The following is a 16307-nucleotide window of genomic DNA, read 5'->3' as shown; positions in this document are numbered from 1 at the left end:
TCACTATTCTCCGATTCCAGATTGTACAATATTAAGATCTAAATTTACATCCACCGCTACATTTTTATACATATTTCGAATTTGTGTTATATTCCATTTTCTCGTATGGCTTCTAATTTCATCTCGTATTCCTAAAGGATCAATTTCCTTTTCTTGAAATTGTTTTATTAGATCTTCACAGTCTTTTTCAACATTTCGTTCAATTTGTTTTTTTATATAGTTGATATTTGTTTCTTTTCTTAAATCAATCCAATTAGGAGAGTTTTTAATTAATCCATTTAATTTTAAATGGATTTTTACTTTTGGTATGTCGCCAGTTTGATCTATATTATACTTATTTTCCCCAGCTAAGTTTTGTATAACAACCATACCTTTATGTTTATCCTTTTTTATCGCTGCTTCGTAACGTCCATTTTTCGTAGGATTAATAAGTAATTTTGCTAAAACAGAATGTCTTTTATCCGTATACATGACGACTTTATCGCCTTTTAAAAAGGCAAGCCCTTTGACAGCGACAGAATGATTATCGTCCATTTTAATATAAGGAACATAGGCATCACATACGGAAGAGTAATAATTATATAAAAAAATGTTTAATTCGGTTTGTGGAATGTTTTCATTTCTTATATTTTGTTCGAGTAAATCAGCAATATATAAAGACCCATTTTTTTTTCCGTAATTTAAAAGCTCTTCAGCTGATCCATCTACAATTGCTAGTTGTACATCACGCCCGATATTTGGGTCACGTTGTAAGTTAGTAATAATCTCTCCCATTCCGCGTTCTCCTAGAGCTTTTCCAAATAGGACGACACGCATTTGACCTACAACGACATTGTGAGGAGATTTTGCATTTAATCTTGAAGCGATTGTCTCAAGTGAACGGGCAGATGTTGATTGCGTTTCTGGTTTAGACTTTACACCATGTGTGTACTCTGGGAATAGAATAGTTCCTTGGAATCTTTTCTTTTTTGTGATGTCAAATCCAGCGATATGAATGATACGCTGCGTATCCACTATATAGGTTTGTGTACAGCCAGTTTGTAAAATGAAGAAGATAATTATAATAAGGTGCAATAAAAATTTTTTCATTCATTCTCACCATCACGTTTTTGCTTCGCTTTGTTTGGATTATAGCGCCATTTTGATTTTGGTCTAAGAAAAGAAGGTCTTTGAGCTGTTTGACTAAATGGTAATCGAAGAAAACCTTCTGCTGTACCTAAACCACGAAATGGATATAAAGGTAACAAATAAGGTGATCCAAGTGATTTTAATTTAATTAAATGAGCTAAAATAAATACAAATCCGACAATAAGGCCTAATCCTCCGAATGCACCGGCTAAAAGAATAAGGGGAAAGCGTAACAACCGGATAGTAGAAGACATCTTTACTGTTGGTGTTGTGAAAGATGCAAGAGCGGATAAAGCAACTGCAATTAATAAAATTGTACTTGTCAAAGCTGCCTCCACGGATGCTTGGCCAATTACAATCCCCCCAACAATCCCGATCGTTTGTCCGACTTTTGTCGGTAAACGCGCTCCCGCTTCACGAAGCAATTCGATTGTAATTTCTAAAAAGAGTGCTTCTAGAATAGGAGGAAAAGGTACGTTAGCTCTCGAGAAAATAATAGGACCTAGTAAATCGGCAGGAATCATTTGATAATGATATGTTAAAGCCGCTGTATAAATAGCGGAGGAAAAAAGAGAAAATATAGCTCCGAAAAAACGAATAATACGAAAGAACGATCCAATCATCCACGGTAAATAATAATCTTCTGGTGAAATGAAAAAATCCAGTAACGTTGTTGGTCCTGATAAAGCATATGGAGAGCCATCTGTTAAAATTAAAACTTCCCCGTTAATTAATGCAAATACAGCTCGATCTAATCGTTCTGTAGGTAATAGAACAGGAAAAGGTGAATTGCTATTATCACTAATAAATTGCTCAATCATAGTTGAATCAAATGGGACATCAAAGTCAATGTCTTCTAGCCGTTGTATTGCGGTGTTGATAAATTCTTCATTTGTAACTCCTTCTATATAAGCAACTGCTACTTTCGTTTTTGACATAGATCCGACGGTAACTTCTTTAAAAATGAGTTGCTCCGTTACGATATTTCGGCGTAATAAGTGGATATTTGTATCAAGGTTTTCAACGAAACCGATTTTAGGTCCGATTACGCTATACTCATTTTCTGTATCGTTATATAATCGTGTTCCTAAAACAGTACTTTCGGCACGAATTAAAGCATATTGATCAGGATTCGAATTGTTTTTTAAGCGTATTAAAATATATCCACCTAATAATTTCTCACGAATATCATCAATAGAAGGGGAGGTAATAATGTCTTCAATAGAGACGATATTACATAAATCAGAGATGTTTTGGATTTGGTCCGATTCCTTTTTTAGAGGAGTTAAAATGAATTGTTTAATAATAAGTGCTTCCACGACAGATTTATAATAAAACAAGCACAACGTTTCATCTTTAAGTATGTTATAAGAGACAAAATCGCTTGATTCTTTCATGGTTTGTATAAATTCTGGGATAGAACAAAGTGTTTTTGTATTAGTCTTTTTTGATTTTTTAGATGATAAACCGAACATTTTCTCACCCCTAACATATATCATTTACTTGTGTTAGTTTTTGGGAAAGACGGGAATTTATACTTAAAAATTGAAAGTTCATAAAGAAAAGGAAGAGTGGTGAATGGCTCTTCCTTTTTAGCATTTTAATTTGTTTTTTGTTCTTTAATAGACTTCACTAATTTCATCATTTCCGCTCGTATATCTTCTCTTTTTACATTTAATTTTTCGGCAATTTGTTTAATGTCCATTCCATCTTTTTTCATCTTTAATACATCATCAAGAGGAGTATTGCTTTTTTGAGAGATGATTGTTAACACAGTAAGATGACGCAATTTGATGTTATATTCTTTCATTTTTTGCTTTAGCTGATCCGGTGTGGATTTTTGCATAGTTGCTAACTGTTGTAGCAGTGCTTGCTTTGTTTCTTTATTCATATGATGCTTTTTCAGCTTACTTGGATCTATACCGAAATGCTCGGCTGTTTTCTCCCAAGATTTATTTTGCTTATAGTAAGCTAAAACATCTTTTATTTCTTTATTACTAATTCTTGCAATATGAGCAGCTTTCCAAATTTCATGTTTGTTATAGCCGAGTTTTTCTAGCGATTGCATTTCTTCTTCTGAAATTGGGTTATGGTGATGCAGTGTTACTTCTTTTGGCGTGGCAGCGGATATAGGGAAGGTGGATATCCCGCATAATAATGCTGCCATAGTCATACAAACAGCGATTTTTTTGTACATGTAAACTCCTCCTAGATGGATAATGTAGAAAACTGTACACATATCATTTCCATAAAATGTGAAATACTTGTGAACAAGTTAAGTTTTTTTATTCACAGCATGGAATGACGTTTTTAGAAGTTTTCCAACATAAAACATTGATTAATAGTAAAAAACTAAGGTATAATCGAAATTGAAAATCAATATCAATACTAATGATAAACTTATACATATAGATAAAAATAAGGGAGAGATAAATATGACTACATATACTTCCATCGCTAATGTGATTAAAGAAAGACGCTCTGTTCGTACATTTACAGACAAAGCAGTAGAAAAAGATTTATTAATTGAACTATTAAACGACGCAACATGGGCACCAAATCATAAGCACCGTGAACCATGGAATTGTAAACTATACATCGGAGAAGGCCGCAAGAAATTAGTAGATGCGGTATTAAACTCTTTCACGGAAGAAGAAAGAGCGAAACGCGGTAAAATTTTATCAGATCGTTTCTTAAGCACGCCTGCACAAATCGTTGTATATATAAATGAAGATCCACGTCAAATTCAACGTGATGAAGATTACGCTGCAACATGTGCATTTATGCAAAACTTCCAACTTCTTGCTTGGGAACGTGGATTAGGTTGCGTTTGGAAATCAGGCGGATTAAACTACAATCCATTATTTATAGAAGGAATCGGTTTAACAAGAGGCCAACGTATCGTTGGAATTCTTCATATCGGCTATTTCGATAAAGCACCAGAAGGAAAAGCTCGTACTCCGATTACGGAGAAGATGGAGATTATCGAAGGTTAATAGATGAGACATTCTCGTTTTTGCGGGGTGTCTTTTTATTATGCAATCAATCCTCATGAAAGCTTGTTTTTCATCATACACTTTCTTAAGGGAAAGTGTAAGGAGGGAAAATAATGAGAGCAAGTGATGATAAAGCACTGCAATATGCGATTGCGGAAATTACGGAAATTGCGACTGGATTTGGGCTTGATTTTTATCCGATGCGTTATGAAATATGTCCAGCGGAAATTATTTATACATTTGGTGCATATGGGATGCCGACAAGGTTTTCACATTGGAGTTTTGGAAAACAATTTTTCAGAATGAAATTACAATACGATTTAGGACTTAGTAAAATATACGAACTCGTTATTAACTCTGATCCATGTTACGCCTTTTTATTAGATACGAACTCTTTAATTCAAAACAAATTAATTGTAGCGCACGTTTTAGCACACTGTGATTTCTTCAAAAATAATATTCGTTTTTCAAATACGAAGCGAGACATGGTGGAGAGTATGGCGGCAACAGCGGACCGTGTGAAAGCGTATGAGCATAAGTACGGAAAGGCAGAGGTAGAAACATTTTTAGATGCCGTACTTGCCATTCAAGAGCATATTGATCCGTCGCTTATGCGTCCGAAGCTCGCATGGAGTATTGATGATTTAGAAGATGAAGAAGTAGAAAAGAAAAAGGTGTCGCAATACGATGATTTATGGAATTTAGATAATCGCAATAAAAAGCAGGAACGTTCTAATGTGCGTAAAAAGAAGAAAATTCCACCACAACCAGAGAAAGATTTACTGCTCTTTATTGAAGAATATAGCCGTGAGTTAGAAGATTGGCAGCGTGATATATTAACGATGATGCGCGAAGAAATGTTATATTTTTGGCCACAGCTTGAAACGAAAATCATGAACGAAGGCTGGGCATCCTACTGGCATCAACGCATACTTCGTGAAATGGACTTAACCTCTGATGAAGCAATTGAATTTGCGAAATTAAATGCAGGTGTTGTACAGCCATCAAAAACAAGTATTAATCCATACTACCTCGGTATTAAAATCTTTGAAGATATTGAAGAACGGTACAATAATCCGACTGAAGAAATGAAACGACGAGGCGTAAAACCAGGATCTGGCCGTGACAAAATGTTTGAAGTACGCGAAATTGAATGGGACGTATCGTTCCTAAGAAACTACTTAAATAAAGATCTTGTTATGCGAGAAGATATGTACTTATTCCAGCGCCAAGGAAAAGAATATAAAGTAATAGATAAAGAATGGGAGAATGTGCGTGATCAACTCGTAAATATGCGGACAAATGGTGGGTTCCCGTACTTAGTAGTAGAAGATGGAGACTACTTAAAGAACGGAGAATTATACATTAAACATAGTTACGAAGGAATCGAGCTCGATTTAAAATACTTAGAAAAAGTATTACCATATCTTCATCAGCTATGGGGAAGAACGGTGCATATGGAGTCGATTGTGGAGAGTAAGGGCGTTGTGTTTTCTTATGATGGGAAGATGGTGCATCGGAAGTATGTGTGAGGGGAAGAACGGACATAGGATACTGTGTCCGTTCTTTTTATTTGGAACAAAGTTTAAATATGCTATTCTTGAAAAAAGGGAGTTACATAGAGAAATGGAGTGATTTAAATGAGCAAAGTAGGGATATGTAAGGTTGATATTACGCCGCCTGTAGGTATTGATTTTGTCGGATATCATAGAGAGACAGGCATAAATAATGTTGAAGAACGTATTTACGGGACAGTTTTTGTATGTGAAAAAGATGAAATGAAAACGAATCCATTTTGAAGAAGATGAATCAAAATGGATTCGTTTTTTGTTTACCAGACAGGTCGTATATTTGATGATAATTTCTCTGTATTTTCTTTAGTAACGAATGTTGTTAAATCTTCTTTTAGCATCTGCATTCGTTCTGTACCTATGTTTTCAATCCATCGCTGTTCTATTTCAGCTACTATTTCTTCTTTTGCTTTCATTACTGACAAACCACGTGCGGTTAAAACGATGATTTTACCTCTTTTATCAGTAGGATGTGTTTTGCGTGTAACGTAGCCATTACTCTCAAGAGAATCCACCATTTTACTTACAGCTTGTTTGGAAATCCCCAAATACTCAGCTAGCTCTATACCAGTTGCCCCATTAGGAAGGATGCGTTTGAACATAAAACCATGTGCTGGCCTAATATCTTCAAATCCTAATTCACTTAATTTGTCATGTAGCTCAGTGATTAATGTGCTAAATGATAATGATAAAAGCGATGTAAGATCTAACTCGTTAAATGTTTGATCCATGTATATAACCTCCGCGCTTGTAGTCAATTAAGTTGACTATATTATGTCGGTAGAACAAATAATGATTTATATAATATAGAATCAATGGAGGTTTCACATGGTTAATATCGTGAAAATTAGAGGGAGTGTATTTGCACCGTATGCATCGCTGGAACCTATTAAGGACCCTGCAACAAGAAGAGTGTTTGAATATGCTGGAGATGCACGTGAGTTTACACCACAAGCTGTGAACACAAAGCGTTCAAGGTTAGAACAAGAAGTGAATATTGATTTTTATAAAAGAGAAATTTTCACATATGCAGATGCTTGTATCGTCACCGTGAAGATTACAAATTCAGATGGCTCAATTGAGTATCAAAAGGGAGAAACAAGTACAGAAAACATTGTATGTACAAATATTGTATGGAGTGAAGGTGAAGTTTCATTTGAAATGAGAGCAAGTGCAAGTAATCCTTTAAACGCAGCAGCACCTGCAGCTGATTATTTTTTGACTATACGAGCTAATGAAAGTGGCACTGTGAATATTGAAGGTGTACATGATGGTTTCCCTTGCTATGAATTTTATAAACAAGTAGATTTTGGTTCGTTTGAATTGATATACACACATGATTTCAGAAAAACGGATGATACCCCAGCAGCACTAGCTGGAGAGATGGAATATAGCTTTAAAACGACAGTCTAAACATAAATATAGCGCTATTTTTTAGAAGGAAATAGAAAAGTAAAAGAGAAATCTATTGGTTTTAGGATTGAAATTATGGTCTGTTTTATTTAATAAGCATTCAGCATCTAAAATAAAATTATAGGGGTGTTTCTTATGACTAATATCGTGAAAATTAGAGCCAGTGTATTTATTCCAATGTCTTGGACTGAGGCTAAGAAGGATATGGAAACAGAAAAAGTAATTCAATTCGAAGGTGATTCACGTGAATTCACACCGTATGCGGTAAATGCGATGCGCTCTAGAGTTGAGCAAGAGGTAGTAGTTGATTTCTATAAAGAAGAAGTGTTTTCATATGCGAACACGGGTATTACGATCGAGAAGATTACAAGTCCAGATGGTTCTGTGAGTAAAAGAACAGGGAAAGCAAGTACAGAAAATATTGTGTGCACTGATATCACATGGAATTCTGAAGGTGTGCAATTCAAAATGAGTGCGAGTGCAAGTAATCCATTAAATGTATATGCACCTCCTGTGGATTATGTATTAAATGTATGTGTGAAACAGGATGGTAGTATTGATATTCAAGGGGAGCATGATGGATTCCCTTGTTTTGAATTTTATAAGCAAGTAGATTTCGGTTCATTTGAAAAAATATATACACATGATTTTAGAGAAACTGGTGATACAGCGGCAGCCCTAGGCGGGAACATGGAGTATAGTTTTACAAAGAGATTATAGGAAGTATGATAATAGAACGATGGATTGATTCATTCGTAAAGAACTTGGAAATATCTAAGTTCTTTTTTTGTTTCAAATTTGTGAAAGACATATTGATTGAAATTAAATTTTTTATAATTTATTATATACCCGTACAGGTATAGGTTTTATATGTGTGATATATGAGGGAATTAAATAATAAATAGTATGGAGGTTTGACATATGTCTAGAAAAATTGTTGTAGTAGGCGGAGTTGCTGGCGGGGCATCAGTAGCTGCAAGGCTTCGTCGTTTAAGTGAGGAAGATGAAATTATTATGGTTGAACGCGGTGAATACATTTCTTTCGCAAACTGTGGATTGCCATATTATATTGGCGGTGTCATTACAGAAAGACAAAAGTTATTAGTACAAACTGTTGAAAGGATGTCAAAACGTTTTAATTTAGATATACGTGTATTGAGTGAAGTTGTAAAGATTAATAAAGAAGAGAAAACAATTACGATAAAGAATGTAACTACAGATGAAACATATAACGAGGAATATGATGTTTTGATTCTTTCACCAGGAGCGAAACCAATTGTTCCACCTATTCCGGGCATTGAAGAAGCGAAGGCGTTGTTTACGTTACGAAATGTACCTGATACAGATCGTATAAAAGCGTATATTGATGAGAAGAAACCACGTCATGCGACGGTTATTGGTGGTGGATTTATTGGAGTGGAAATGGTTGAGAATTTAAGAGAACGCGGGATTGAGGTTACTCTTGTAGAGATGGCAAATCAAGTGATGCCACCAATTGATTACGAAATGGCGGCATATGTACATGAGCATATGAAGGTGCACAATGTTGAGCTTGTTTTTGAAGATGGTGTAGATGCGTTAGAAGAGAATGGGACTGTTGTACGTTTAAAAAGTGGCTCAGTTATAAAAACAGATATGATTATTTTAGCAATTGGTGTACAACCAGAGAGTAGTTTAGCGAAAGATGCAGGATTAGCATTAGGAGTTAGAGGAACGATAAAGGTAAATGAGAAATTTCAAACATCTGACCCATATGTATATGCAATTGGTGATGCGATTGAAGTGAAAGGTTTTGTTACAGAAACAGAAACGATGATTCCTTTAGCGTGGCCCGCTAATCGTCAAGGTCGCATGTTAGCAGATATTATTCATGGTCATACGGATTCTTTATATAAAGGTACGATGGGAACTTCTGTGGCTAAAGTTTTTGATTTAACAGTTGCTTCGACTGGAGTAAATGAGAAAATATTAAAACGATTAAATATACCCTATGAGGTAGTACATGTACAGGCAAATTCTCATGCGGGATACTATCCGAATGCTACGCCAGTGCTAATAAAATTAATCTTTAATAAAGAAAGCGGAAAAATTTACGGAGCACAGGCTTTAGGGCGTGACGGGGTAGATAAGCGTATAGATGTTATCGCGACGGCGATGAAGGCAAACTTAACTGTAATCGATTTACCGGATTTAGAATTATCATATGCCCCGCCGTATTCTTCTGCAAAAGATCCAGTAAACATGGTGGGGTATGCCGCAAGTAATATAGTAGATGGTTTTGTGGAAACGGTACAATGGCATGAAATAGATCGTATTGTTGACAATGGTGGATATCTTATAGATGTTCGGGAGCCCAATGAACTAAAACAAGGAATGATTAAAGGCTCTATTAATATTCCGTTAGATGAATTACGTGATAGATTGGATGAAGTGCCAATGGACAAAGAAATATATATCACTTGTCAACTTGGTATGAGAGGGTATGTTGCAGCGCGTATGTTAATGGAAAAGGGATATAAGGTAAAGAATGTAGATGGTGGTTTTAAATTGTATGGGACAGTATTGCCAGAACGTGTTGTATATTGATATTTTTTATTTTCTATTTCAAGATTTAGTGGAAGGTGAAAACCTATAGATTAAGGTTTTACTTTTTGTTTTGCGAACATATAAGGCGAAAAATAAAAATAGGGGTTTACAAAATACCCTATAGGGTATAATATATTGTCATAGGTTATAAATAGTGACATAATGGTAATGAGGTGATTATAGGATGGAATATAATCAAGATATGAAAAATAGATTGAAACGTATTGAAGGTCAAGTTCGTGGTGTGCTTCGTATGATGGAAGAAGGAAAAGATTGCCGAGAGGTTATTACCCAGTTAACGGCATCTCGTTCTGCCCTTGATCGTACGATTGGACTCGTTGTTGGAACAAATTTAGAGCATTGTTTACGTGAACAGTTTGAAAGTGGCAATGGTTCAAATGAAGAGTTAATTAAAGAAGCTGTTCAATTACTTGTAAAAAGCCGATAATCTGTCAAACGTAAGTGTTGACAGATTTTCAAAAACATTTTAATATACCCCTACAGGTATATGTATATAAATTGTGGAGGAATCAATTATGAGTATAAAAGTGGATATGAGTTTAGATTGTAAAGGTTTGGCTTGTCCGATGCCGATTGTGAAAACGAAGAAGGCGATAGAAGGATTAGCACCAGGGCAAGTGATTGAAGTTAAGGCAACAGATAAAGGATCTACGGTAGATATAAAAAGTTGGGCGAGTAAAGTAGGACATCAATATATCGGGACGAAACACGAGGGTGATGTATTGGTGCATTATGTTAGGAAAGCAAACGAGCATGAAGTGAATGAAGTTGTGAAATATCCACATACAATTACGAATGCAGAATTACAGTCTATATTGTCTCATGGAGAAGAGAGCATTGTATTAGATGTTCGCGAAGCAGCGGAATTTGCTTTTGGCCATATTCCATCCGCCATTTCGATACCATTAGGTGAATTAGACAGCGCAGTATTAGATAAGATGAAGCAAATTTATGTTATTTGTCGAACTGGTAACCGTAGTGATGTAGCTTGCCACATGTTGAAAGAGAAAGGTTATGCAAATGTGAAAAATGTCATCCCAGGCATGTTAGAGTGGAAAGGGAATGTGGAAAAATAAAATTTTTTAAATAAAAATATACCTATGGGGGTAATGAGATGGATGTTAAAGCATTACAAGCAAAAGATGTTGCAGAGAAAGTTTTATTCGGAGAGTTATTCATTTTAGATGTTCGTAATGAGGCGGATTATGAAGATTGGAAAATTGAAGGGAAACAAGTTTCTTCTATTAATAGACCTTACTTTGACTTGTTAGATGGTGTAGATCATATTGTAAGTGAATTACCTAAAGATAAAGATGTTTTAGTAGTATGTGCAAAAGAAGGGTCTTCTATATTTGTGGCAGAGCAATTAACAGAGGCTGGATTAGAAAATATTTATTATTTATCTGGTGGTATGAAGGCTTGGAGTGAATATGTAAAGCCTATAAAAGTGGGAGATTTAAAAGATGGCGGAAGTATGTATCAGTTTAACCGTCTTGGAAAAGGTTGTTTATCATATATGGTTATTTCAAACGGTGAAGCAGCAGTTATTGATGCGGTAAGGACAGCCGAGGCATATGAAGAGTTTGCGAAAGAGCATGGCGTTACGATTAAGAATGTAATGGATACACATTTACATGCAGACCATATTTCTGGAGGACGTAAGTTAGCGGAAAAAGTAGGGGGTACGTATTGGTTACCGCCAAAAGATGCGGAGGAAGTCGTTTTCTCATACGAACCGCTCGTTGAAGGATCTGTTATTACGGTGGGGGGTACTAAAATTGAAATTGACGCGTTATACTCACCAGGGCATACGATTGGAAGTACGTCATTCATTGTAGATGATTCTTATTTATTATCAGGCGATATTTTATTTGTAGATTCAATTGGGCGTCCTGATCTTGCTGGTAAGGCTGAAGATTGGGTGAGTGATTTACGTAATACTTTGTATAGCCGATATAAAGAGCTATCTCAAAATTTAGTTGTGTTACCGGCTCATTATTCAAAAGTAAGTGAAATGAACGAAAGTGGTATTGTTAGCGCAAAATTAAAAGATTTGTTTGCGAATAATGCGGGGTTAAATATTGAGGATGAGGGAGAGTTCCGTAAAGTTGTAACAGAAAACTTACCACCTCAGCCAAATGCATATGAAGAAATTCGTCAAACGAATATGGGGAAAATTCACCCAAGCGTGGATAAAGAGCGTGAAATGGAGATTGGTCCAAATCGTTGTGCAGTGCACGAATAATGAAATAAATAAAAAATGGAGGAATTGATGATGAATATAAAACAAGTATTAGATGCGAAAGGTTTAGCATGTCCAATGCCGATTGTAAGAACAAAGAGAGCAATGGATACTTTGCAAACTGGAGAAGTGTTAGAAATACATGTAACGGATAAAGGGTCAGTTAAGGATATTCCAGCGTGGGCAAATAAATGTGGCCATGACATCGTAAAGCTTGAAGAAGAAGGCGATGTGCTGAAGTTTTGGATTAGGAAGGCGTAGTGAAGCAATAGTTTTGTAAATATAGAGAGGTTGGTTATATGAACACAATATTAAGTACGCTTTTCATTGTACTTGCTGCATGGTTTGTTATTTCACGATTTTTACCAGTGAAAGGTGTTCAAAATATAAATGGCAAAGAATTGAAAAGTATAGTGGGGAAAAAGGGGAAGTATTTTATTGATGTCCGTACAGTAGGTGAATATAGAGGGAATCATATGAAAGGCTTTCAAAATATCCCCCTAAATGATCTAGCAAGTAAGGCGAATCAATTAGATAAGAATAAGGAAGTAATCGTTATTTGCCAAAGTGGAATGAGAAGTAAGCAAGCAGCAAAGGTATTGAAAAAACTAGGGTTTCAGCAAGTAATAAACGTTTCAGGTGGTATGAATGGTTTGTGAGGAGGAAATTTAAAATGAAAGAAATGACTACAAAAGAATTAGAAGAAAAATTGTTGCGTAAAGAAGCAGTAAATATCGTGGACGTACGTGAAGTAGAAGAAGTAGCCGAAGGGAAAATTCCAGAAGCATGTAATATTCCACTAGGACTATTAGAGTTTCGTATGCATGAATTAAATAAAAATCAGGAATATATTATCGTTTGTCGTTCAGGCGGGAGAAGTGCAAGAGCTGTTCAATTTTTAGAAAGTTACGGTTTTCAAGTAATCAATGTGGTAGGTGGTATGTTAGCTTGGGAAGGAAAAGTAGAATAGGGAGAAACAATTTTTTATAAATAAAAATACCCCTATAGGTAATTGGAGGGAGAACAATATGGAACAACAGAAGAAAACAACAATCGTTTTATTTAGCGGAGATTACGATAAAGCAATGGCTGCTTATATTATTGCAAATGGTGCAGCAGCGTATGATCAAGAGGTAACTATTTTTCATACTTTCTGGGGATTAAATGCTTTAAGGAAAGATGAATATATGAATGTAAAGAAAACATTTATAGAAAAAGTATTTGGAAGAATGATGCCACGCGGTGCTGATAAGATGGGGTTATCCAAAATGAATTTTGCTGGTATGGGACCAAAGATGATTAAAGGCATTATGAAAAAACATAATGCAATGCCTTTGCCAGATTTAATTGATTTGGCAAAAGAACAGGGGATTAAACTTGTAGCTTGTCAAATGACAGTAGATTTATTAGGGTTAAAAGAGAAAGAGATTATGGAAGGCGTAGAGTTTGCAGGTGTAGGGGCATATTTAGCAGATGCTTCGGATGGGAATGTAAACTTATTCATTTAATCACCTTCTTTTTAGAAGGAGGGGGATGTAAGGTGAGTGGAGTATTATTACTTTTTATAATTGGGTTTATAGGATCGTTTATATCAGGAATGGTTGGAATTGGCGGTGCAATTATTAATTATCCGATGATCTTATATATTCCAGTATTGTTAGGATTTACTGGCTATACGTCACATGAAGTGAGCGGTATTACAGCGGTACAAGTATTCTTTGCAACTTTTGCAGGCGCCTGGGCATATCGGAAAAGTACTGATATGAATAAAATGTTAGTTGTGTATATGGGAGCTAGTATATTAATAGGAAGTTTTATAGGAAGTTTTAGTGCAAATCTATTAGATGAACACGCTGTAAATGTTGTTTATACAGTATTGGCGACCATTGCAGCTATGATGATGTTTGTACCGAAGAAAAATAATAGTGGAGCAGTTAAGTATAATAAATGGTTAGCAAGTGTGTTAGCGTTTATTGTAGGAGGTGTTTCGGGCATTATTGGAGCTGGAGGTGCGTTTCTTTTAGTTCCTATTATGCTAGTTATTTTAAAATTACCATTGCGCATGACGATAGCGACATCTATCGCTATTACGTTTATTTCCTCAGTAGGGATTACGACTGGAAAAGTGATTACTGGACAAGTAGTTATCATTCCAGCTCTAATTATTGCGGTTGCAAGTATATTTGCTGCGCCACTTGGAGCGCGAGTCGGGAAGAGGATAAATCAAAAAGTACTACAATATATGTTATCGATTTTAATTGTCGGCACTGCTATTAAGATGTGGATTGATATGATATCGAAATAAAAGGATGGGCTGCTTGCAGCCCATCCTTTTATTTATGCCCAAATAACTTTCATTAAGTTTTTATATTCGTCATTCGCTAATTTATATAGCATTCTCGTATGTTCAAAGACAAGTGCTGGATTAAAGTTTGGTTCTGAGAATGCAAGAGATGTTGAAATATCAATTGCATTTTGCTTATTTAATGTGAATTTTGCAAAGCGATAAGATGTATTTAATTCATTGATGACATGTAAAATATCATTTGTTGATGTTGCATCAGGTACGTGAGCAACATTGAAGCAGTATATATCCACCGTAGGATGTTCGTTTTGGAAAGCAGCGATAAGTTGAATCTTTGCGCCAGCTTCAGTCTCTAATCCTACTGAAAAATGAACAGAGCCATCATTTTCATCTATATTTTCTTCCATGTATATATCGTTGGATTTTAAGTAGTCTTTAAAATCTGAGATGTTATGTTTTACTGCAGCTTTCATATGTATGAGCCCCCTGATAATTGGAATAGATTGCTACTATTTATTATAATTTAAAAATATTAAAAAAGATAGTTAGAAAGTTCTGATTTTTAATTCTGAAGAAATAAAAAGAAGCCGTACTCTACCTCCATAGAGTACGGCTTCTTTACTATTCATTGTCGTTAGACGATGTTTCTGTATCTTCACTGCTATTTTTGTTCTTATTTTTCACTTCATTGTTACTTGATTCGCGTTCACTTGAATTTTCAGACTTAGATTCTTTTGTCTTTTTCGAATCAGAGTCTGAGTCAAACTTTGTATATGCAGGTAGTCCAAGATGAGTACGAAGTTCATTTGTAACATTAGCTAATTCTTTTTTATCTGGATTGTAGTAGTAAGTTCGACCACCACCAGCAGATTTGCTACAAGTATCGTCACCTTTTGCCATATAGCAATCATCACCTTGGATTTGTAATTTCTCAATTTCCGAATCCGATCCATATTTATAGAATGAAAGCATATCATCAAATGTTAAGTTTGTAACGAATTGGCCGTTAATATCATCAATGATGTTGCCAACTTTTGTTACAGAACCAACACTTGTTAGTTTCTTTAAAATAGCCTCGATAACGAGTTGTTGACGTTGTCCACGCATTGCATCACTATCGATGTGTCTTGTTCTAGCAAGAGCAAGAGCTTCTTCGCCATTTAGCTTTTGAACACCTTTTTCTAGGTGAATAGCCTCAGCATTATCATTGCTATCTTGCTCAGTAAATTCAACTGGTACATCAACTTCAACACCGCCCAAGTCATCGACGATTTTTATAAATGATTTAAAGTTGAATTTTACAAAATAATCGACAGGAACATTCATTAATTTTTCAACTGCATCAATGCTTGCTTGTGGTCCACCATTTTTTCCGTTTTTAGCAGAACCGAATGCATGAGCGTGTGTAATTTTATCTTTTTTCTTTTCTATTGGAATATAAGTATATGTGTCACGTGGGATACTTAATAGTTTAACAGTTTTGCTATCTTTATTAAATGTTGCAAGTAAAAGCGCGTCTGTTCTTATAGCTTCACCATATTCTTTTCCACGGACATCGCTTTCATCAACACCCATTATTAAAACAGAGACATTGTTTGTAATAGGTTTTACAGCCTTATCACGTAAATCAGATTTATCACCGCGTGCTAAATCGTGTGCGGCATTTCGAACAGCAGAAGATGCTTTATTTACTAAAAACCAAGTATAACCGCCGCCTATTAATAAAACGAATAGTATAGCGCTTATAATAATTTTTATTTTTTTCTTATTTTTTTTCGGTTTATTGCGTGTATTTTCTTGCAAAGATGGGTTTTGCTCCATTTCCTGTACTCCTTCATTTGGATTGAAATACGACACTCATATCCACTTATTATAATGAAATTTAGCGAAAAAAAACATTACAAAACATTTACATTTCGTAAAAATTCAATATATTTATAAAAAGTCAGATTTTCTATATTATATTTTTAGATGTAGAATAAGTATAAGTTGTTTTAGTAGAAATGAAAATATGTATTGTGAGAAAGTGATAGAGAAGTAAGATT

19 protein-coding genes and 1 pseudogene are annotated in these 16307 nt (G+C 35.2%); 14 read left to right on the top strand and 6 right to left on the bottom strand.

Features of this window, described 5'->3' with window-relative positions; all coding sequences use genetic code 11:
* Positions 1-3: 3 nt before the first annotated feature.
* The 3 genes from IQ781_RS11695 to IQ781_RS11685 all read right to left on the bottom strand — a co-directional run bounded on the left by IQ781_RS11695 (position 4) and on the right by IQ781_RS11685 (position 3325).
* Entirely contained in the window at positions 4-1089 is a 1086-nt protein-coding gene (locus IQ781_RS11695; RefSeq protein ID WP_139847155.1) for a Ger(x)C family spore germination protein, read from the bottom strand.
* Complete coding sequence (locus IQ781_RS11690) at positions 1086-2603, bottom strand: spore germination protein (protein WP_139847156.1); 1518 nt, start codon at positions 2601-2603, stop codon at positions 1086-1088. Before IQ781_RS11690 ends, IQ781_RS11695 begins: the two co-directional genes overlap by 4 nt.
* Before the next feature lie 125 nt (positions 2604-2728).
* Positions 2729-3325, bottom strand: a complete 597-nt coding sequence (locus tag IQ781_RS11685) for a hypothetical protein (protein ID WP_000276964.1) — start codon at positions 3323-3325, stop codon at positions 2729-2731.
* Between the two features lie 238 nt (positions 3326-3563).
* On the opposite strand from IQ781_RS11685, the gene IQ781_RS11680 reads away from it, so the two are divergent.
* From IQ781_RS11680 to IQ781_RS11670, 3 genes and pseudogenes are all read left to right on the top strand, one after another.
* Complete coding sequence (locus tag IQ781_RS11680; protein ID WP_000214819.1) at positions 3564-4124, top strand: nitroreductase family protein; 561 nt, start codon at positions 3564-3566, stop codon at positions 4122-4124.
* A gap of 113 nt (positions 4125-4237) precedes the next feature.
* Positions 4238-5656, top strand: a complete 1419-nt coding sequence (gene spoVR, locus IQ781_RS11675; protein ID WP_001202693.1) for a stage V sporulation protein SpoVR — start codon at positions 4238-4240, stop codon at positions 5654-5656.
* Between the two features lie 108 nt (positions 5657-5764).
* Positions 5765-5911, top strand: a pseudogene (locus tag IQ781_RS11670) (neutral/alkaline non-lysosomal ceramidase N-terminal domain-containing protein); the annotation flags it as partial.
* A gap of 44 nt (positions 5912-5955) precedes the next feature.
* Here IQ781_RS11670 and IQ781_RS11665 read toward each other — a convergent pair.
* The gene (locus tag IQ781_RS11665; RefSeq protein WP_139847157.1) at positions 5956-6426 is read right to left on the bottom strand and encodes a MarR family winged helix-turn-helix transcriptional regulator; all 471 of its coding nucleotides are present in this window, start codon (positions 6424-6426) and stop codon (positions 5956-5958) included.
* A 97-nt stretch (positions 6427-6523) separates the two neighbouring features.
* On the opposite strand from IQ781_RS11665, the gene IQ781_RS11660 reads away from it, so the two are divergent.
* The 11 genes from IQ781_RS11660 (at position 6524) to IQ781_RS11610 (ending at position 14262) form a co-directional block, all read left to right on the top strand.
* Positions 6524-7108 carry a DUF3238 domain-containing protein gene (locus IQ781_RS11660; protein WP_139847158.1) on the top strand — a complete coding sequence of 195 codons (585 nt, stop codon included), beginning with the start codon at positions 6524-6526 and terminating at the stop codon, positions 7106-7108.
* A gap of 135 nt (positions 7109-7243) precedes the next feature.
* Positions 7244-7828, top strand: a complete 585-nt coding sequence (locus tag IQ781_RS11655; protein WP_065212393.1) for a DUF3238 domain-containing protein — start codon at positions 7244-7246, stop codon at positions 7826-7828.
* 201 nt (positions 7829-8029) lie between these two features.
* Positions 8030-9694 (top strand): CoA-disulfide reductase, encoded by a 1665-nt coding sequence (gene cdr, locus IQ781_RS11650; protein WP_139847159.1) that lies wholly within the window; start codon positions 8030-8032, stop codon positions 9692-9694.
* Positions 9695-9878: 184 nt separating this feature from the next.
* Entirely contained in the window at positions 9879-10142 is a 264-nt protein-coding gene (locus IQ781_RS11645; protein WP_000456202.1) for a metal-sensitive transcriptional regulator, read from the top strand.
* A gap of 88 nt (positions 10143-10230) precedes the next feature.
* Positions 10231-10791 (top strand): sulfurtransferase TusA family protein, encoded by a 561-nt coding sequence (locus tag IQ781_RS11640; protein WP_017673122.1) that lies wholly within the window; start codon positions 10231-10233, stop codon positions 10789-10791.
* A 38-nt stretch (positions 10792-10829) separates the two neighbouring features.
* The gene (locus IQ781_RS11635; RefSeq protein ID WP_139847160.1) at positions 10830-11960 is read left to right on the top strand and encodes an MBL fold metallo-hydrolase; all 1131 of its coding nucleotides are present in this window, start codon (positions 10830-10832) and stop codon (positions 11958-11960) included.
* Positions 11961-11987: 27 nt separating this feature from the next.
* Entirely contained in the window at positions 11988-12218 is a 231-nt protein-coding gene (locus tag IQ781_RS11630; protein WP_002182462.1) for a sulfurtransferase TusA family protein, read from the top strand.
* A gap of 38 nt (positions 12219-12256) precedes the next feature.
* Complete coding sequence (locus tag IQ781_RS11625; protein ID WP_001092318.1) at positions 12257-12616, top strand: rhodanese-like domain-containing protein; 360 nt, start codon at positions 12257-12259, stop codon at positions 12614-12616.
* 14 nt (positions 12617-12630) lie between these two features.
* Entirely contained in the window at positions 12631-12927 is a 297-nt protein-coding gene (locus tag IQ781_RS11620; protein ID WP_000661810.1) for a rhodanese-like domain-containing protein, read from the top strand.
* Between the two features lie 58 nt (positions 12928-12985).
* The gene (locus IQ781_RS11615) at positions 12986-13465 is read left to right on the top strand and encodes a DsrE/DsrF/DrsH-like family protein (protein ID WP_139847161.1); all 480 of its coding nucleotides are present in this window, start codon (positions 12986-12988) and stop codon (positions 13463-13465) included.
* Between the two features lie 32 nt (positions 13466-13497).
* Positions 13498-14262 carry a sulfite exporter TauE/SafE family protein gene (locus IQ781_RS11610; RefSeq protein WP_000017249.1) on the top strand — a complete coding sequence of 255 codons (765 nt, stop codon included), beginning with the start codon at positions 13498-13500 and terminating at the stop codon, positions 14260-14262.
* A gap of 32 nt (positions 14263-14294) precedes the next feature.
* Here IQ781_RS11610 and IQ781_RS11605 read toward each other — a convergent pair whose 3' ends face one another.
* Together IQ781_RS11605 and IQ781_RS11600 are read right to left on the bottom strand one after the other, a co-directional pair.
* Entirely contained in the window at positions 14295-14735 is a 441-nt protein-coding gene (locus tag IQ781_RS11605) for a hypothetical protein (protein ID WP_000642362.1), read from the bottom strand.
* Positions 14736-14883: 148 nt separating this feature from the next.
* On the bottom strand, positions 14884-16083 hold the full coding sequence (locus tag IQ781_RS11600) for an LCP family protein (RefSeq protein WP_000437390.1): 1200 nt from the start codon (positions 16081-16083) through the stop codon (positions 14884-14886).
* Between the last annotated feature and the right edge of the window lie 224 nt (positions 16084-16307).

Source organism: Bacillus sp. N447-1, from assembly GCF_022701035.1.
Classification (GTDB): domain Bacteria; phylum Bacillota; class Bacilli; order Bacillales; family Bacillaceae_G; genus Bacillus_A; species Bacillus_A cereus.
Note: the sequence above shows the minus strand (reverse complement) of the source record. Positions and strands in the feature narration are given on the sequence as shown.